Origin of the sequence: Bacillus sp. FSL M7-0003 (assembly GCF_038628485.1) — a bacterium.
Taxonomy (GTDB): domain Bacteria; phylum Bacillota; class Bacilli; order Bacillales; family Bacillaceae; genus Bacillus; species Bacillus safensis.
In genome coordinates this window covers 2,834,080-2,851,923 of record NZ_CP152024.1, presented here as the reverse complement: position 1 = coordinate 2,851,923, position 17,844 = coordinate 2,834,080, and the positions used below count along the sequence as shown (strand labels likewise).

19 protein-coding genes are annotated in these 17,844 nt (G+C 41.7%); 4 read left to right on the top strand and 15 right to left on the bottom strand.

Translation table 11 applies throughout. From position 1 onward, the window contains the following. Nucleotides 1-31: 31 nt before the first annotated feature. Together MHI23_RS14745 and MHI23_RS14740 are read left to right on the top strand one after the other, a co-directional pair. Complete coding sequence (locus tag MHI23_RS14745) at nucleotides 32-673, top strand: response regulator transcription factor (RefSeq protein ID WP_024423322.1); 642 nt, start codon at nucleotides 32-34, stop codon at nucleotides 671-673. 23 nt (nucleotides 674-696) lie between these two features. Beyond that, nucleotides 697-1,086 carry a hotdog fold thioesterase gene (locus tag MHI23_RS14740; RefSeq protein WP_024423321.1) on the top strand — a complete coding sequence of 130 codons (390 nt, stop codon included), beginning with the start codon at nucleotides 697-699 and terminating at the stop codon, nucleotides 1,084-1,086. Nucleotides 1,087-1,176: 90 nt separating this feature from the next. Here the strand turns inward: MHI23_RS14740 and mnhG are convergent, their stop codons facing one another. Genes mnhG through MHI23_RS14705 form a run of 7 tightly spaced genes read right to left on the bottom strand, consistent with a single transcriptional unit; the run spans nucleotide 1,177 to nucleotide 6,947 of the window. Further along, nucleotides 1,177-1,551, bottom strand: a complete 375-nt coding sequence (gene mnhG, locus MHI23_RS14735; protein WP_024423320.1) for a monovalent cation/H(+) antiporter subunit G — start codon at nucleotides 1,549-1,551, stop codon at nucleotides 1,177-1,179. Then, on the bottom strand, nucleotides 1,535-1,816 hold the full coding sequence (locus MHI23_RS14730) for a Na(+)/H(+) antiporter subunit F1 (protein ID WP_024425942.1): 282 nt from the start codon (nucleotides 1,814-1,816) through the stop codon (nucleotides 1,535-1,537). The genes mnhG and MHI23_RS14730 overlap by 17 nt, the downstream gene beginning before the upstream one ends. Next, entirely contained in the window at nucleotides 1,816-2,295 is a 480-nt protein-coding gene (locus MHI23_RS14725) for a Na+/H+ antiporter subunit E (RefSeq protein ID WP_024425941.1), read from the bottom strand. Before MHI23_RS14725 ends, MHI23_RS14730 begins: the two co-directional genes overlap by 1 nt. Nucleotides 2,296-2,301: 6 nt before the next feature. After that, nucleotides 2,302-3,780, bottom strand: a complete 1,479-nt coding sequence (locus tag MHI23_RS14720) for a Na+/H+ antiporter subunit D (protein WP_024425940.1) — start codon at nucleotides 3,778-3,780, stop codon at nucleotides 2,302-2,304. Continuing rightward, nucleotides 3,773-4,114, bottom strand: coding sequence for a Na(+)/H(+) antiporter subunit C (locus tag MHI23_RS14715; RefSeq protein WP_024423316.1), 342 nt, complete (start codon nucleotides 4,112-4,114; stop codon nucleotides 3,773-3,775). Before MHI23_RS14715 ends, MHI23_RS14720 begins: the two co-directional genes overlap by 8 nt. Beyond that, nucleotides 4,114-4,545 carry a Na(+)/H(+) antiporter subunit B gene (locus tag MHI23_RS14710; protein ID WP_342492044.1) on the bottom strand — a complete coding sequence of 144 codons (432 nt, stop codon included), beginning with the start codon at nucleotides 4,543-4,545 and terminating at the stop codon, nucleotides 4,114-4,116. Before MHI23_RS14710 ends, MHI23_RS14715 begins: the two co-directional genes overlap by 1 nt. Beyond that, entirely contained in the window at nucleotides 4,542-6,947 is a 2,406-nt protein-coding gene (locus MHI23_RS14705) for a Na+/H+ antiporter subunit A (RefSeq protein ID WP_041115823.1), read from the bottom strand. The genes MHI23_RS14710 and MHI23_RS14705 overlap by 4 nt, the downstream gene beginning before the upstream one ends. A gap of 219 nt (nucleotides 6,948-7,166) precedes the next feature. Here MHI23_RS14705 and MHI23_RS14700 point away from each other — a divergent pair, with 219 nt between their 5' ends. Then, entirely contained in the window at nucleotides 7,167-7,376 is a 210-nt protein-coding gene (locus MHI23_RS14700; RefSeq protein WP_024423313.1) for a hypothetical protein, read from the top strand. Nucleotides 7,377-7,450: 74 nt separating this feature from the next. On the opposite strand, the gene MHI23_RS14695 is transcribed toward MHI23_RS14700, so the two are convergent. From MHI23_RS14695 to malK, 7 genes are all read right to left on the bottom strand, one after another. Further along, nucleotides 7,451-8,788 (bottom strand): 2-hydroxycarboxylate transporter family protein, encoded by a 1,338-nt coding sequence (locus MHI23_RS14695; RefSeq protein ID WP_024425937.1) that lies wholly within the window; start codon nucleotides 8,786-8,788, stop codon nucleotides 7,451-7,453. A gap of 176 nt (nucleotides 8,789-8,964) precedes the next feature. Continuing rightward, nucleotides 8,965-9,924, bottom strand: a complete 960-nt coding sequence (locus MHI23_RS14690) for an ABC transporter permease (RefSeq protein ID WP_342492043.1) — start codon at nucleotides 9,922-9,924, stop codon at nucleotides 8,965-8,967. Then, entirely contained in the window at nucleotides 9,925-10,971 is a 1,047-nt protein-coding gene (locus tag MHI23_RS14685) for an ABC transporter permease (protein ID WP_342492042.1), read from the bottom strand. It abuts the gene before it with no gap. Then, nucleotides 10,964-12,499: an ABC transporter ATP-binding protein gene (locus MHI23_RS14680; RefSeq protein ID WP_024425936.1), complete on the bottom strand. Its 1,536-nt coding sequence runs from the start codon at nucleotides 12,497-12,499 to the stop codon at nucleotides 10,964-10,966. The genes MHI23_RS14685 and MHI23_RS14680 overlap by 8 nt, the downstream gene beginning before the upstream one ends. 158 nt (nucleotides 12,500-12,657) lie before the next feature. Beyond that, nucleotides 12,658-13,740, bottom strand: a complete 1,083-nt coding sequence (locus MHI23_RS14675; RefSeq protein WP_024425935.1) for a BMP family protein — start codon at nucleotides 13,738-13,740, stop codon at nucleotides 12,658-12,660. A gap of 394 nt (nucleotides 13,741-14,134) precedes the next feature. Continuing rightward, nucleotides 14,135-14,842, bottom strand: a complete 708-nt coding sequence (locus tag MHI23_RS14670) for a response regulator (RefSeq protein ID WP_024423307.1) — start codon at nucleotides 14,840-14,842, stop codon at nucleotides 14,135-14,137. Then, a complete protein-coding gene (malK, locus tag MHI23_RS14665; protein WP_342492041.1) occupies nucleotides 14,835-16,433 on the bottom strand; it encodes a malate sensor histidine kinase MalK in 1,599 nt (532 codons plus the stop codon). The genes MHI23_RS14670 and malK overlap by 8 nt, the downstream gene beginning before the upstream one ends. Before the next feature lie 185 nt (nucleotides 16,434-16,618). Between malK and MHI23_RS14660 the strand changes: the two genes are divergently transcribed. Then, on the top strand, nucleotides 16,619-17,176 hold the full coding sequence (locus MHI23_RS14660; protein ID WP_034622124.1) for a YufK family protein: 558 nt from the start codon (nucleotides 16,619-16,621) through the stop codon (nucleotides 17,174-17,176). Between the two features lie 247 nt (nucleotides 17,177-17,423). On the opposite strand, the gene MHI23_RS14655 is transcribed toward MHI23_RS14660, so the two are convergent. Continuing rightward, the gene (locus MHI23_RS14655; RefSeq protein WP_149126322.1) at nucleotides 17,424-17,834 is read right to left on the bottom strand and encodes a thiol-disulfide oxidoreductase DCC family protein; all 411 of its coding nucleotides are present in this window, start codon (nucleotides 17,832-17,834) and stop codon (nucleotides 17,424-17,426) included. Nucleotides 17,835-17,844: the final 10 nt, after the last annotated feature.

The following is a 17,844-nucleotide window of genomic DNA, read 5'->3' as shown; positions in this document are numbered from 1 at the left end:
ATGGAAGTGAGTGATTTAAAGGGAGGAAGACATGAAGAAGATATTGGTCATTGATGATCATCCGGCTGTCATGGAAGGGACAAAAAGCATATTAGAATCAGACCAGCAGCTATCAGTCGATTGTTTAAGTCCTGATGCAGAAGCCGCCTTTTTAAAGACGCATGACTTTTCCATCTATGATGTGATTTTAATGGATTTAAATCTCGGGGATATCAATGGAATGGACATTGCGAAACAAATTTTAGAAACCAACCATCAAGTGAAAATTATCATTTATACAGGGTATGAAGTAGATGATTATTTTGAAGAGGCTATTCGGGCTGGATTACACGGTGCAATTAGTAAAACAGAGACGAAAGACAAAATTATTGAATACATACACCGGACATTGCAAGGGGAAGTTGTCATTCAGCTGTCCTATTTAAAGAAATTAATTTCACAGCAGCAAGAAAAGCCAGAACAGGCGCAGCAGACTGATCACGATCTCTTAACCGAACGGGAGTGTTTGATCCTTAGAGAAGTGGAAAAAGGATACACGAACCAGGAGATTGCCGATGTGCTTCATTTGAGCAAACGGTCAATTGAGTACAGTTTGACATCCATCTTTAATAAGCTGAATGTTGGATCTCGTACAGAAGCGGTGTTAATTGCCAAGTCTGAAAGTGTGCTGTAAACGTGTGAAGGGAGAGGGCCTTAATGGATGTGAGCGGATCAAATACACTGCTTGAGGCACTAGGCATTGAAATTGTAGAGTGCAATAAATCACGATGCGTTGCAACAATGCCAGTCGATCACAGAACAAAACAGCCATTTGGACTGCTGCACGGAGGAGCATCTGCTGCTCTAGCAGAAACAGTGGCGAGCATGGGGGCTGCGGCTCATTTAGACTTAACGCAGCAAGTTTGCTCAGGTATTGAAATCAATGCCAATCATTTAAAATCTGTACGCGATGGAGTGGTGACAGCGACAGCTGTTCCTGTGCATGTAGGACGTCGTACAATGGTATTTCAAATCGATATAAAAGATGATCGAGACCGGCACATCTGTACGTCAAGATGCACACTTGCTGTCATTGATCGCATATAAAAAAGCTCCCGGTGCAGCGGAAGCTTTTTTTGTATGCTGTTGAGAGGTAAAAAAGAATGGCCCAACATGGCAGGCCATTCTTTTTGCTTTTTATAAATAAGAATCTTCTTTTCGCTTAATCACAAAGTTACGGAAACCGCCATAATCATCTTGAACGCTGCGTTTGTCGAGCTTAACACCAGTATTGTAGGCGGCTCTTCCGATTAAGTGTGCGCCGACTGGTGCTGTCAGGAAGATAAATACGATGCCGAGAAGGATTTTTGCAGAAATAACGCCTGCAAGAAACCATTCGTGAAAAAACACACCTACTAGAATCAGAACAACGCCAAGGGTCGATGCTTTTGATGCAGCATGCATACGTGTGTAAACATCCGGCAGGCGAAGGACACCAATGGCTGAAATCAAACAGAGGATAGCGCCTAGCAGGATAAAGAAAATCACGATGGCTTTAGCGATGACGATCATTTTCAATCACTTCCCCTTTCTCAAGGAATTTGGAAAAAGCGACAGTACCGATAAAGGCAAGGATGCCGAGCAGTAAAATAATCTCAAAGAATGCAGTGGTTTTCAGTAAAATTGAAACGATGGCTGTCATCCCAATTAAATTGATTCCTATCGCATCGAGTGCACTTACACGATCAGGAATAGAGGGACCTTTGATCACTCGTATCACAAAAAGCAAAGTAGACAGTGCCAGAATGCCAAGTGACATTTGCAAAATGAGTTCCATTACTTACCGCTCACCTCCTGAATCGCTTTTTCAAATGAAACCCGGATATCGTGAATGGCTTTTTCAGCATCTTCAATATCCATCGCATGAATGTATAAAATGGACCGATCATCGGAAATATCAATCACTAGTGTACCTGGTGTCAATGTAATCATATTTGCCAGTATGGTGATTTCCCAATCTGTTTTCAAGTCCGTACGAAAGGCGAAAATACCGGGCTTAATCGTGAGCTTTGGAGATAATACGGTCTTTAATACACTTAAATTGGCAAGAAGCAGCTCGCGAATAAAAATGATGATCAGCTTGAAAATCGCATAAAGGGCATAGCCGTAAAAACGCTGCGGGAAAAATCGACGCAGCATGAAAATGGCGATCATCCCTAATGCAAAACCTGATACAAAGTCTGCGGCTCTGTATGTATCATTCATAAACATCCATGTAAAGGCGAGGAGTGCGTTTAGTAATATTTGAAAGGCCATGTTCATCTACTCCTTCAGCACAGCTTGAATATATTTTTCTGGTGTAGAGAGCATTTCCGCTGCTTGATTGATATAAGGGGCAATGAACTCTGTCCCTAACCCAATGGCAAGCGATAAAACGACAAGCAGTACGCCAGGGTACACCATTCCTTTAATTGACGGCTTTCTTCTTCGCATATCCTGTTCCTCGCCCCAAAATGCGGACATGAAAATCTTCATAATAGAGTAGAGGACAAGGAGACTGGACAGTAAGACCAGGATAGAAAACGTCATGTGTCCAGCAGAAAATCCACCTTCCACAATTTTTAGTTTTCCAACAAAGCCACTCAGCGGCGGAATTCCTGCAAGCGATAAAGCCGATATGAAAAACATCCATCCTAATAGAGGCTGGGATTGAATCAGTCCGCCCATTTTTTTCAGTTGATTTGTACCAGCATACACAAAGAGGGCACCTGCCAGCATAAATAAAGCCCCTTTGATCACCATGTCGTGAATGAGATAATAAATGGCCCCTTGGAGTGATGCAGGTGTGTTGGCTGCAAATCCAAACAAAATGACCCCAACAGCTGTGACAATGTTATAAATCACGATCTTCTGCACATCAGAATAGGCGATCGAGCCTATCACACCGAATATCACCGTCAGTGCGGCAAGCCACGCCATGAGTGTATGGGTGAAGCCTGTATCGTGTATAAAAATTAATGTAAAGACTCTTGCAATCGCATATAAGCCAACCTTTGTCAGCAAAGCCCCAAATAGAGCTGAAATCGCTGCTGGCGGCGCATGATACGATCCTGGCAGCCAGAAATAAAGCGGGAAGATCCCAGCTTTTAAGCCGAATACAATGAGGAACAGGATGGAAATAACAGTGATTAATCCTGTTTGCCCTGATTCAGCTATTTTCACACTTAAATCAGCCATATTGAGCGTACCCGTCACTGCATATAAACAGGCGACTCCAACAATAAATAATGCCGACGAGATGATATTAAACACAATATATTTGAGTGATTCACGAAGCTGAGGCTTTGATCCGCCTAATACAATAAGCATATAAGATGCCATCAGCAGTAATTCAAAGAATACAAACAGGTTGAAAATATCTCCTGTTAAAAAGGCTCCGCTGACGCCAGCTAACAAAAACTGTACGCCAGAATAATAGAAGAGCCGCTCTCTTTCTTTCCCAATCGTTTGAAAGGAGAAGAGGACTGTCACAAGCCCGACAACGGAAGCGGTCAGCACAAGAAGTGCAGCAAATTGATCGGCCACAAGGGCAATCCCAAATGGTGCTTTCCAGCCGCCCAAATAAAGGGTTTGTATCCCATTTGTGAAAATCGTTTGAACCAAATATGCATTACATATAATGGCTGAAAGAGATGCCAAGACACTAAAGACTCTTGACAGCATGATGTTTTTATTCATAAAGATCAATAGTGTAGCAGCTAGTAATGGAATTAATATAGGCAGGATCACGAGATTATTCATGCTGATCATTTCCTCTCATTTGATCCATGTCATCTGTTCGCAGCTCTTGGAAGGCACGGAAGGCCATGACAAGTAATAAGGATGTCACACCAAAAGCAATGACAATGGCTGTTAAAATTAATGCTTGTGGCAATGGATCTACATAGGATGTGAGCCCCTCTTTTAGAACTGGAGGCGCTCCTTTTTTTAAACCGCCCATTGTTAAAAGAAGCAAGTGGACGCCGTGACTCAAAACAGCAGTACCGACGATGACCCGCAGAAGGCTCTTTGACAGCATCAAATAGGTCGCCGCCATAAAAATAATTCCGACGATAATAGACATTAGAAATTCCATTATTCCTTCTCTCCAATCATTTGAATAATGGTCATGGTGACACCGACAACAACCAAATACACACCGATATCAAACAGGACGGCTGTCGCCAGTTCTGTTTTCCCTAAAAACGGTAATTGGAAATAATCAAATGCATGGGATAGAAAAGGTGTACCGAATAGAAAGGATCCCATACCTGTCAGGATCGCAACGAGCAAACCGGCTCCAGTTACATAAATAAAGTCAAATGGCAAAATGCGTCTTACTGTCTTCAGATCATAGGCTAAAAGCAGAAGAACGACAGCCGCAGCACTCATCAGGCCGCCAATGAATCCGCCGCCAGGATTGTTATGTCCCGCAAGAAATAGGTGAAGGGAGAAAAGCAAGATGATGAATGCTGTGATTTTCGTTGTGACTTGCAAAAGCATATCATTCGTATCAATCTTTCTCATCGCCGCACACCTCTCTTCCGTTTTGCTTGTGTTTTTAATAACCCATAAATACCAAGTGCCGCAATGGCGAGAACAGTAATTTCAAAGAGGGTATCAAAGCCCCTGAAATCTACAAGAATGACATTGACAATATTGTCACCGCCAGCAAGTTTGTAGCTGTTTTCAATAAAGTAAGTTGAGATGGTGTCAAGCGACTGCTGACTTGTGGAAGCGAAAGCTAGACAAGTGACAACAACCCCAACACCTAATGAAATGATGAAATTGGTCATTTTGAATCTTCTTGTTTTTTGCTTTAAGCTCAGCTTCGGCAAATGATAGAAGCAAAGCAAAAACAGTGCGACAGAAATCGTTTCAATAATCAGCTGTGTCAGCGCAAGGTCAGGTGCTCTGAAAATCACGAAGAATAATGACAGCGTGTAGCCCATGACACCTAGTGCAATAATAGCTGTTAATCGTGAACTTGCGAATACTGTGGCAATCGTCGCCGCCACCATCACAAGTGAAAGAATCACCTCATACGTGCCAATTGAGGCAGCCTGATCAGTTTGAAATGAAAAGGCCTGCTGATAAAACATCACACCGCCAATGACGATAATCATGAACCCAAACACATAGACAAGATAGTCACGAAGAAAACCAGTCATATAACTGTTTGTCAGGCGGTATGAACCTTTTTCCAAACCGATAAGAGAGCGGTCGTATAAAGCGTTAAATGACCACTTTTCCTTAAAGATGTTGTACATTGGACGCCATTTTGAAAGCGTCAAGTAGCCGATTGTGCCGAGTACAACAACACCTATTGTCATATAGAGTTCTGGCTGGAAGCCATGCCATGCTTCAATTTTCACAGAAAAACGGCTTCCTGTTTCAATCGCTTCAGGAATGATCGCCGCAATTGCAGGTTCAATGACAGAATAGGCAAGAATATTAGGGAAAAAGAAGAAGGTGACCACAAGTGCAGCTAGAATGATGGGCGGAATGAGCATGCCGATCGGTGCTTCATGCGGTTTTTTCTCCAATTGGTCTATATTCAGACGGCCTCTAAAAGTTTTAAAGAGGAGCATCATACTATAAATGAACGTAAAGACGCTAGCGAGCCAAGCGAGTGCTGGGAAGATGGCACCCCATGTTGAAACGTCTGTAAAGCTGATATCAGAAATCCGTATCATACTTGTGAAAAATAGCTCTTTACTTAAGAAACCGTTAAATGGCGGTAATCCGGCCATTGAAAATGTACCGATTAACGTAATTGTGAAGGTAATCGGCATGATCGTCATTAATCCGCCTAATTTCCGAATGTCACGAGTCCCTGTTTCATGATCGATAATACCAGCTGCCATAAAGAGACTGCCTTTAAACGTAGCATGGTTAATGAGGTGAAAAATAGCTGCAAGAACGGCTGCGCCAAAAAAGGCAGGATTCTTTTCATGAATTGCAGCTGCACCGACGCCAAGCATGAGCATAATCATGCCGAGCTGGCTCACTGTCGAATAGGCCAGAATGGCTTTCAAATCGTTTTGCCGGACGGCGTGGAATGATCCCCAGAATAATGTGACAAGTCCCACGATGGAAATGGTCCAGAACCATACCTCTGATATAGCAAAGATTGGACTGAAGCGGGCAACAAGATAAATACCGGCTTTCACCATCGTAGCAGAATGCAGATAACTGCTCACAGGAGTCGGTGCTTCCATTGCATCAGGCAGCCAGATATAGAATGGGAACTGCGCTGATTTCGTAAACGCACCTAGTAAGATTAGGATCATGGCAGGGATAAAGTAAGGTGATGCCATAATGAGCTGAAGCTGATTGACTGCTTCACGAATACTGAATGAATCAGTAATCAGGTAAATGAGGATGAAGCCACCAAGCATAGCTAATCCGCCAAAAACAGTAATAAGCAGTGATTTCGTTGCTCCATATCTAGAGCGCTCCCGCTTATACCAATACCCAATTAAGAGGAAGGAAGAGATACTCGTTAACTCCCAAAACAAGTATAAAACCACCATGTTGTCAGAAAGAACGACACCCAGCATCGCGGTCATAAACATGAGCAAGTACGTGTAGAAAGAGCCAAGCTGTTCTTTTTCCTTTGATAAGTAGAAAATACTGTACAGCACCACTAGTGAGCCGATACCTGTAATTAATAAAGCAAATAACAGGCTGAGACCATCGACATACACAGTGAAATTCATCCCTAAAGATGGAATCCATTCAGCCTGTGAGAAAAGCGTTCGTCCATTCGAAGTGATGTGTAACATTTGGATGAAATAGGTAAATAAAAGAATCGGCAAGATGAGAACAAACCATCCTGTATGTATACGCCTCACATATTTGTAAAGGAAAGGTACAACAAAAGCGAGTAAAAAAGGTGATAGGATGGCGAAGTGAATAAGCTGCAAGAAAATGAACCTCCTTTGATCAATATAAATTCACGTTCTAAAGAACTGGTAATTAAAATTATAGCGTAAATACAGCCATAGTGCATTGGTTTGAAACGATTTCAAGCAAACTGTATTTGTTTTAGGTTCTTTTGACCACAAAAATAATTTTATCAAAAATGATACTCATTGTATATTGTTTTGTTTTTCGTACATGCTTTTCTTAAAGGAGCTGATCAAATGAAACGAAAGATCGCCATCAGCTTAAGCCTATTCTGCACGATTTTAGGAGGAGCATTCTTGATTGACCGAAATGATCAAAAAAGGTGGCAGGCCGGGAGTGAATGGCCGCTGTTTTCTGAGCATCTTCTTCACATGAGCTATCAAGAAACCAAGCTGTATCCTTTTCAGCCCAGGGAATATTTACGAATTGTATTAGCTGATGAATAAGATCCTATAGGAGAAAAGAAATATAAAAAAAGCATGGGCCCATGTGAGAGCCCATGCTTTTTATGTGTGGTAGTTTAACTAAACACTCTGAGTAAGATCGTTGCACAGATAACAGTTGCTGCTCCGCCAAGTCGTGTAGATACTTGTGCGAAAGGCATAAGACCCATTCTTCCAGAAGCTGAAAGAATCGCAACGTCGCCAGTACCGCCAAGTCCGCTGTGACAGCCAGTGACAATAGCAGATTCTACTGGATACATGTTCATTAGTTTTCCAACGAAGTAACCAGAACCAACCATTGCGAGTACAACAGCGATACATACGCATACGAATGGAATGGAGATGACAGTTGCTACATCATCAAGTGGAATGTATAGAATACCAAGACCAACCATTAGCGGCCATGTAAAGCTTTTAGATACAAACTTGTAGAACTGCTGTGAGCCGTTTTGAAGATGCTGAGGCATCACGTTTAAGTATTTGATTAAAGCGGCAAGAACAATCATTAAGATTGGACCTGGAATATGAACAAAGCTTTCTAACAAACCACCAAAGATGAAGGTTGTACAAGCAACGAGTACACCAGCACCCATTAACCCGAAATCAACTTTTGCATCCAAATCTGGCTGCTCGAAAATTTCGTTTGCTTCTTTAGATTTCACAAGACGGCCATTTCCGTTTAGTTCTGGACGTTTCTCACCAAGCTTCTTCAATGCGCCAGCACAGATAATGGCAATGACGTTCCCGATGACAGCCGCAGGAATTAATTGAGAAATTAATGACTCTGCTGATACATCAAGAATTTGTGAATAAGCGATAGATAATGGCAAAATCCCTTCTCCAACACCACCGGCAATAATCGGTACAATAATAAAGAAGAATGAATGATGCGGTGTGAAGCCAACTAAAAGGCCAACAAGGATACCAGCACTCACAGCTGCAATTGTACCTGCAACGAGAGGAACAAACATACGAATAAGGCCTTGTACTAAAACAGTTCGCTGCATCCCAAGAATACTACCTACTACAAGAGCAGAGATATAGAAGTAAAGGAAGTTCGACGTTTTCATAAGAGACGTAACCGCTTCCAATGAGTTCGGATTCAGAACATTAAAAAAGACCAGGAACGATGGTACGAATAAAGAAAGAATCGCCGGTCCACCAATATCTTTTAAGATTGGAATACGTTGTCCTACATCTCCAAGGAAAATCCCCAAAATCATAATAACAGCGAAACCACCAAGCATATTTGCTGGAATTTTATTAAAATAAGCGGCAGTTAAAATAATCGCTGCAAGTACTAAATACACAGGTAGATCAATAACACCAATTTTCCAAGACATGATCTTTCGGAAAACGCTTTTATTATTGTCAGAATCGTCTGTAATCGATTTCAATTGTTGTGCATTAGCCACATAAACACCCCCAAATGCTATTTGTCTCAATTGTAGAAGATTCAATGACACTCTTCTATTTATTAAACTAAAATAAGTGTAATAAAAGTAAAATAAACAGGAGTTTTTGAGTTTTTTATCATACAAAAATCCCCTGAAAGTAGTTTGTCCTTCAGGGGATTGATCATACATCGTATTTATCGTTTTCCTTTTAGATAAGGCGTACCAAGTGCTTTCGGTGCATCGGCACGTCCGATGAAGCCAGTAAGTGCTAAAATGGTGAGCACATATGGTGCTATGAGCATATACACATTCGGTATATCTTGGAACAGCGGCAGGAGAGAGCCAATGATGCTTAAACTTTGAGCAAATCCAAAGAATAAAGCAGCGCCCATTGCGCCAAATGGATGCCATTTACCGAATACAAGCGCAGCTAGTGCGATGAAGCCTTGTCCAGTAATGGTGGCATGTGAGAAATCAAGCGCGATCGTTGAGGCATAAACAGCTCCGCCAAGACCGCCAAACAGTCCACTAATGAAAACAGCAATGTAACGCATCCGGTACACTTTGATACCCATTGTATCAGCTGCCATTGGATGCTCTCCGACTGCACGAAGACGAAGACCAAACGGCATTTTAAATAAAACAAACCAAGCAACAACCGCAAGAGCTAAGGCGAGTATAGACGTATAATAAACATCTTTAAAGAAAATATCACCAAAGATCGGAATGTCACTTAAAAGGGGGATATCTCCTTTATAGAAAGGCTCTGTAATTTTATCAGTTTGTGCTTTCCCATAAATCAGTTTGACGACAAACAATGTAGCGCCAAGTGCCAGCATGTTAATCGCCACACCACTGACCGTTTGATCAGCTCGGAAGGTAATGGTCGCCACTGCATGAATCAGTGAGAACAATCCGCCAACGGCCATTCCGACGAGAAGCCCAAGCCACGGGGTCAAGGCTCCAAACGTATCAGCAAAAAATAAGTTAAAGATAATACTGGAAAATGCTCCGACGACCATCAACCCTTCAAGACCGATATTGACAACACCTGATCTTTCTGAAAAGACGCCTCCAAGAGCGGTTAAAATAAGTGGTGCAGCATAAACAAGTGTAGCTGGGACGATGATTTCAAGTATTTGCAGAAATCCCACTTATTTTCCCCCCTTTTTCTTCATTTGTTGAATCACAAGACGGATAATATAGCTTGAGGCGACGAAAAGAATGATGATCGCAATGACAATATCAACAACCTCAGTCGGTACGCCTGATTCAAGCGGCATATTTAATGCACCGACCTTCAATCCACCAAGCAATAATGCAGCAAGGACAACACCAACAGCCGTATTTCCACCTAATAAAGCGACGGCAATTCCATCAAAACCTACGCCTGTAAACGAGCCTTTAATAGAGGCATATTCAAATGTACCAAGACCTTCCATAGCGCCTGCAAGACCTGCAAAAGCACCTGAAATAAGCATCGCATAAATGATATTGCGGCGAACGTTCATACCAGCATAATGTGATGCCTGCTGGTTCATTCCAACTGCTCGTAATTCAAACCCTTTAGACGTTTTTTGAATAATGATCCACATTACGACCGCAGCAATAATGGCAACAAAAATACCGTTATGCATTCGGGAAAAATCAGTGATCTGTTCAAAAAATCCAGAGCGGAGCGAGGCAGTGGCATCGATTTTATCTGTTTTATCTTTATTATCTGTTAAGACATTTGAGATTAAATAGTTTGTGACATGAAGGGCAATGTAGTTCATCATGATAGTAACGATGACCTCATGCACATAAAAACGAGCTTTTAAAAAACCAGGAATAAAGCCCCATAAAGCACCTGCAGAAGCTGCGGTGATGAGTGCAAGCGGCAGATGAATATACATAGGAGCATGGACAGTTGTTCCAATCCATACAGCAGCTACCCAGCCAACAAGCATTTGACCTTCTACACCGATATTAAACAGGCCTGTCCGAAATGCAAAGGCAACAGCAAGACCTGATAATATATAAGGCGTCACTTGCCTGATGGTTTCTCCCATATAATAAGTTTCACCGAAAACGCCATTCCAAAGGGCGCTATAGCCTTCGATGACACTATAACCGCTTGCCAGCATAATAATGGCCCCAACCAAAAGACCAAGTACAATGGCTATAAGCGGAATCAGCAGATTTGTTAAGCGATTAGACATTTGCTTCTTTCCCCACTTCCTGTTGCGTACTTCCAGCCATTAATAGACCAAGCTCTTGCTCTGTTGTTTCTTTTGGATCAACAATGGCGACAATGCTGCCTTCGAAAATAACAGCGATCTTATCACTGACATTGATAATTTCATCAAGCTCAAAGGAGATGAGCAAAACGGCTTTGCCTGCGTCTCTTTGCTCGATTAGACGTTTATGAACAAATTCAATCGCACCAACATCAAGTCCTCGTGTCGGCTGAGCGGCAATTAATAAATCAGGATTGCGGTCAACTTCACGGCCGATAATGGCTTTTTGCTGGTTACCGCCTGACAGAGCGCGCGCTTCTGTATATTCACTCGGTGTTCTGACGTCATATTCCGCAATGATTCGTTTTGCTTTTTGATAAATATTTTTCATATTCAATAAGCCGAATTTTGAATAAGGACGCTGATAATACGTTTGTAAGGAAATGTTTTCTCCAATTGAAAAATCGAGTACAAGTCCATGTTTATGACGATCCTGAGGAATATGTCCAATCCCAGATTCGGTCACTTTACGAGGCGGGAGATTTTGAATGGCTTTCCCGTTTAGCATGATTGTGCCAGATTCTGATTTCTTTAGACCGGTAATGGCTTCAATTAATTCAGACTGGCCATTGCCATCTACCCCAGCAATTCCGACAATTTCGCCAGCCTTCACTGAGAGGTTCAACTGTTTGACCGCTTCAATTCCTCTGGCGTCTTTTACTGTGAGGTCTTGAATTTGAAGAACTTCCTCAGCTGGAGAAGCAGCTTTTTTATCTGTTTTAAATGACACTTCACGACCAACCATGAGGCTTGCAAGTTCATCTTTATTTGTGCTTGCCACATCAAGTGTACGAATGCCTTGGCCTTTTCGGATAATGGTCACGCGATGACAGGCATCCATAATTTCTTTCAGCTTATGGGTGATTAAAATAATGGATTTTCCTTCATTGATTAAGTTTTTCATAATTTGTATGAGTTCTTTGATTTCTTGAGGTGTTAAAACGGCCGTTGGTTCGTCGAAGATCAAAATGTCAGCGCCGCGGTAAAGTGTTTTTAAGATTTCTGCACGCTGCTGCATGCCGACAGAGATGTCAGATACTTTTGCGGCAGGATCTATTTTCAAACCATAGCGGTCAGAAAGCTCTTGTACTTGCTGTATGGCTTGTTCTTTGTCAATCTTTCCAAACTTCTTGGGCTCTTTACCTAAAATGATGTTTTCAGCGACAGTGAAGGTATCGACAAGCATAAAGTGCTGATGCACCATTCCGATGCCTAAATCACTAGCATCATTTGGACTAGAGATGGTTACAGGTTTTCCGTGTACCTTGATTTCACCTTTTTCAGGCTGGTACAGTCCGAAAAGCACGTTCATGAGCGTTGATTTTCCAGCGCCGTTTTCACCAAGCAGCGCATGAATTTCGCCCTTTTTTAGCTGCAGCGTAATGTTGTCGTTTGCTACAATGCCAGGGAATTCTTTGCGTATATTCAACATTTCAATGACATAATCCACAGGTTTAACCGCTCCTTTTTTAGGGTGCTGATGAAGATAAAAACTAGCAAAAGAAAAGCTGCAAAACGAGGCTGCAGCTTTTCTTTTACCACCTTTTACGAATAAAGAGGAGGTAAAGGAGAGGCAGGGGATAAGGCGCGCTTATCCCGCTGCTCAAATTAAGCTTTAAAATCTTTTAGTTCATCACGTGTAGCAGGGATTTTCACTTCACCCTTGATGATTTTTTGTTTCCATTCTTCAACTTTCTTTAATACATCTTTATCAAGGTTTTCCTTAGATGGAGAGATGTCAAGAGCGCCTTCTTTCAGACCGTATGTGATCACTTCGCCGCCAGGGAACTTACCTTCTTTTGCTTTCGTTGTTAAGTCTTGTACCGCTGTGTCTACTTTCTTAACCATAGAAGTAAGGGTGACACTTTGTTTTGTTCCAGGTACTTTTCCTTCGTCATACTGGTCTTTATCTACACCGATAACCCAAACTTTACGGTTAGGATCTGCTTTTTTCAGGTTTTTCGCTTCTGTGAAGACACCAGTTCCAGTGCCGCCAGCAGCATGATAGATGATGTCGACGCCAGATTTGTACATGCTTTCAGCTGTTGCTTTCCCGATGTCAGCCTTATCGAATGCACCGGCATATTTCACTTCAACTTTTGCTTTCGGGTTAGCTGCTTCAACACCTGCGCGGAAGCCAACTTCGAATTTTCTGACTAATTCAGAATCAACGCCGCCTACGAATCCAATTTTGTTTGATTTTGTAGAAAGAGCAGCCGCAACACCCACAAGGAATGATCCTTCGTTTTCGTTAAACACAATGCTGGCTACGTTGTCTTTTTTCACGACTGCATCAACGATCGCAAAGTGGTTTTTCTTACGTTGATCCGCAATTTCAGAAATAGCATCTTCCATTAAGAAACCAATTCCGTAAATCAAGTCGAATTTCTCACGAGCAAGTGTGTTTAAGTTTGTTGTATAGTCAGCATCTGATTTAGATTGTAAGTAATCAAAGCCGTTTTTACCTTTTTTTAGATTGTTGTCTTTCCCAAATGCTTGTAAACCTTCCCAAGCTGATTGGTTAAACGATTTGTCATCGACACCACCGACATCAGTTACCATTGCAACAGTGAATTGATCTTTATCTTTTTTGCTTTCACCGCTGTTTGAGCCAGAGTTGCCGCATGCTCCAAGGATGGTTCCTGCTGCTACGACTAAGGACAATGCTAGTCCAATTTTGCGCTTCTTCAAAACATAACCCCCTATAAAATTTAAAAGTTTCAGAAAAGTCTCGCGAAAAAAGACCGATCTATCTCTTCTCACCCTTCTGAAGAGGGTATTTTATCCTGCTTTCTCATGAAGCTTATGGAGGGCAGGAGAGAAGATGTAAGACATCAGACTTATATCTCGTTGAACTAATCAATCATAATTTATCATTTCCGATCGAATAAATAAATAGAAATTTGTTTTATTTTTAAAAAAATGTTAAATGGCTTTATTTGATGTCTTTTTATCTGCTGAAATATGATATAATGCCGCTTTTGTGATGTGCTCCGCTACAGCAGAACCACTGATATCAAGGGGTTTGTTACATCGTATGCCATAAAAAAACATCTGGCCTTTGTGAAAGGTCAGATGTAGTATTTTAAAGATATTGCTGAATCAAATTCATATTGCTCGTGTTCAGTTTATATTGGAAAACAGGACGTCCTATTGTCCCATATGCCATTTCAACATCCACCACTTCGATATCCTCAAGGAATTTCAAGTATTTTCTAATGGAGACTTGAGAGATTTCTGTATGATTGGCTAGGTCTTCGGTTGTGAAAGCCTGCTGGCCAAATGATTGAATGCTTGTCCAGATGAGTTTAAGTGTGCTTTTGGTCAGTCCTTTTGGCAAGAGGACTTTTTCCGCCTCTGCTTTTTTATGAAAAAGCTTCGCATCTAAATCATTTTGCGAAATGCTGTTCATGGATTGATACAGGGCGTGTTTCCGTTTATACTCTGCCAGTGCTGATTGGAATCGTTCGAACTCAAAAGGCTTAATTAAATAATCAACTGCCCCGTTTCGCATCGTTTGCTGTACAACATCGACTTCATTTGCAGCCGAAATGACAATGACATCAACGGCATGATTTTGCTGGCGAATTTCTGTTAGTAATGCCAGTCCATTTTGTCCAGGCATATAAATATCGAGCAGTACGAGGTGTATGACTTCTGTTTTTAACACTTCAAGTGCCTGCTGAAAGGAGGTGGCAATCCCCTTTAACTCAAAGCCGTCGATTTGGGTCAGGTAGCGTTTGTTCAGCTCTCCAACCATTGGATCATCTTCTACTATTAACACATTAATCATTTGAATCCTCCTTTTGTTTATACGGAATGCGTAGACTAAAGGTCGTTCCTTCTCCTTTTTCACTCGTGACAATCATATGTCCGTTCAATTTCTTGATGCTTTGGTCAACGAAGTAGAGTCCGAACCCTCGGTCTTCTCCTTTAGTTGAAAAGCCTTGATCAAACATGATGTCTTGTTCTTCTTTCGTGAGACCAACACCTGTGTCCGTGATTTCAATGTGAAGCTGCTCATGGACGTATCTGAAGGAGATCGAGATGTTTTTCGTGTCAGTATGTGAAACAGCATCGAGTGCGTTATTTAATAAGTTGCCAATCACGGTAATGAGATCATGCGTCACTGCCGGGTCCTCCGTATTTGGCACTTGTGTGCTGCAAATAACCTCCAAGGCAGCGCCTTGTTCCCTGATATAGCTTTGTTTTCCTAGTAAAAATCCTGCTAAAACAGAGTTTTTCACATGGTTGATGATTTCATTTGTTTCCGTTTGCTGATAGATCGCAATATCTTTGATATAGGTGCCAAGGTCATCGTAGTTTTTGAGCTGAACCAATCCTAAAATGACATGCAGCTTGTTCATAAATTCATGTGACTGGGCACGGAGCGCATTCGCATACATTTTGACCCCGCTAAGCTGCTCAGCCAGATGTTTCACTTCTGTTTTGTCACGGAAGGTGGCGATGGCTCCGACAATTTCACCTTTTACCGTAATTGGCACTTCATTAAAGACGAGTTCCAGTCCATTCATTCTCACGTCACGATCAAGCAGCGGCTTGCGTGTTTCAATGACCTGTTTTAAGCCGCTTGAAGGGAGGAGAGTTTGCACATCTTGTTCTCTAGGATCAACCATAATGCCCATATTATGAAAGAGCCGTTTGGCCTCTGCATTGGCCAGTTTAATTTTACCGTGCTGATCGACGGCCAGAATCCCTTCTTTTGTTGATTCTAGCATGGCACTTCGTTCTTTTAACAATGTGGCGATCTCATCCGGCTCAAGTCCAAACATAATCTTCTTCACTTTTCTTGCCACAATGAGTGCTCCGATGATGCCAGATAGAAGGCTGAGTGATGTGACGAAGTAGAGTGGAAGTAAGCTTTGATGAATAATCAAGTCAATTTCCTTTAACGTAATCCCTACGGCCACAGCCCCAAGCTGCTTTCCATTTTGATCATAAACAGGAACAAAAGCACGCATGGATCTGCCGAGTGTTCCAGAAGCCGTACTAATATGTTCTTTTCCCTGTAATGCAGCTTTTTCATCACCGCCGGCAAACCGCTTTCCAATTTTCTGCGGATTCGGGTGTGTTTTGCGGATACCGTTCATATCCATGACGACAACGAATTCGGTTTTGGTGATTTGCTGAACACTTGTTGTATATTTTCGTAATGCGGAATATGAATGATCTTCTAATGATTGTGCTGTGATCGGTGCCTCTGCGACCATTTTGGCAGTAGAAAGAGCAATGTCACGTTCCTGCTGATGGATGTTCTTGGCTGTTTCCGACCATATTGTAAAGAATGTGATACAAAGGGAGATCAGGACAACGATGCACACAAAGATCGTCAGCCGTGTTTGCAGTCTTAAAGTTTTTTTCACGAGTATACCCCTAACGCACGATTTTTTCGTAACAGTAATACTTTAACGGGAAAATGTAAGTTTGTGAAGGAATGTACGTGCAAAATCATAAATTTGATTTTGCTGTCGGTTTACTTTGAAAGCATCTTGTCAATCCGTTTTAAGTGAGCCATAATAAATGTGAGCTTATGAGAAAGGATCTATTTATGAAAAATACATATTTGACTGGATATTTTCCGCTGATTTCAATTTTACTATTCAGCTCTGCTTTTTCGATTTTCACAGTAGGTGTCACAACTGATTTCTTGACTCAAGCAGGCATTTTAAAAGGAATGCTTGAATTTTTCTCAGAACAGGGCATTCGTCTTGCTCTCTTTGCTGCTTTTGCACTTGTTTATTTTATGATCTTATCTGCCTTAAAACTGATTGCAGATACGGTATTAGAGCTGGCGTTACTCTTTTTCGCTAAGGACCCTGAAGGGGAGAACTTAAAGAAAATTCGGATCGCATCCGTTGTTTATTTATTTGCCAGCTTGCTAGCTTTTCTGTTGACGCAGCAGCTCATTCTGCTAGTCGGACTTTTTGCATTAGCAAGTCTTGTCTATTTTATCTGGGTTGTGGTTCGCATTTATCAATCGCTTTCTATGCTGAATTTGATTGGATTTATGATGTTTATTCTGCTGTTTTGGGCGACGTTTTTGATCGGTATTTTGTACTTATTTATTAAGCTTTATAACAGTGTGATGGCAAGTCTGCCTTCATAAGCAGACAAAGAAAGCATCCTCCAATAACGGAGGATGCTTTCAGCGTTTAGACAAACCCTTGCATTCGTTGTCAGTTCTGCGCGCCGATGCTCACGAATGTTAAATTCGCTCCGCTTCGGTGCTCGTCCTTCCTAGACTGCAAAGGTTTTCAGGTCACGCTGAAAAGAAGAAAAAGAGCTAAAATAAAGATCATTTTAGCTCTTTTTCAACAATCTGAGCATCCTCCAATAATGGAGGATGCTTTTTTTTATGAAAGAAACCGTTTTTGAATATCGGGTGTAGGCATCATACAAGCTGTTTTTTGACCAAACCATTTGTAGCGATTTTTTGCTATCAACTGATAAAACCAATCGCGGATTGGGCGAGGTATGGCAAGGAGTAAAAAGCTCCATCTGTATATCCCTTTTAAATGCCGCGCGGCTTTTAAGATGCCTGTCGACTTCGTATAAAGGGTCCCTTTTTCAATATAAATGAATGAATTGAACTCATCTAAAGGCAAACCGTTTTCCATTAAAATACGCTGCCCTGTATCTGATTGTAAGGAAGCGAACATCATCCGTTCATTCGGATCGCGCTTAATCACAAACTGAACAGCACCGCTGCACACGTTGCAGACACCGTCAAATAAGATTAAATGGGGTGGATGTGTTGAATGCATCGCAATCAAA

Excerpts from the sequence above, each read along its gene's own strand:
- MHI23_RS14745 (WP_024423322.1), top strand. The coding sequence starts at position 32 with ATGAAGAAGATATTGGTCATTGATGATCATCCGGCTGTCATGGAAGGG.
- MHI23_RS14740 (WP_024423321.1), top strand. The coding sequence starts at position 697 with ATGGATGTGAGCGGATCAAATACACTGCTTGAGGCACTAGGCATTGAA.
- mnhG (WP_024423320.1), bottom strand. The coding sequence starts at position 1,551 with ATGATCGTCATCGCTAAAGCCATCGTGATTTTCTTTATCCTGCTAGGC.
- MHI23_RS14730 (WP_024425942.1), bottom strand. The coding sequence starts at position 1,816 with ATGGAACTCATTTTGCAAATGTCACTTGGCATTCTGGCACTGTCTACT.
- MHI23_RS14725 (WP_024425941.1), bottom strand. The coding sequence starts at position 2,295 with ATGGCCTTTCAAATATTACTAAACGCACTCCTCGCCTTTACATGGATG.
- MHI23_RS14720 (WP_024425940.1), bottom strand. The coding sequence starts at position 3,780 with ATGAATAATCTCGTGATCCTGCCTATATTAATTCCATTACTAGCTGCT.
- MHI23_RS14715 (WP_024423316.1), bottom strand. The coding sequence starts at position 4,114 with ATGGAATTTCTAATGTCTATTATCGTCGGAATTATTTTTATGGCGGCG.
- MHI23_RS14710 (WP_342492044.1), bottom strand. The coding sequence starts at position 4,545 with ATGAGAAAGATTGATACGAATGATATGCTTTTGCAAGTCACAACGAAA.
- MHI23_RS14700 (WP_024423313.1), top strand. The coding sequence starts at position 7,167 with ATGAAACGAAAGATCGCCATCAGCTTAAGCCTATTCTGCACGATTTTA.
- MHI23_RS14685 (WP_342492042.1), bottom strand. The coding sequence starts at position 10,971 with ATGTCTAATCGCTTAACAAATCTGCTGATTCCGCTTATAGCCATTGTA.
- MHI23_RS14670 (WP_024423307.1), bottom strand. The coding sequence starts at position 14,842 with ATGATTAATGTGTTAATAGTAGAAGATGATCCAATGGTTGGAGAGCTG.
- MHI23_RS14660 (WP_034622124.1), top strand. The coding sequence starts at position 16,619 with ATGAAAAATACATATTTGACTGGATATTTTCCGCTGATTTCAATTTTA.
- MHI23_RS14655 (WP_149126322.1), bottom strand. The coding sequence starts at position 17,834 with ATGCATTCAACACATCCACCCCATTTAATCTTATTTGACGGTGTCTGC.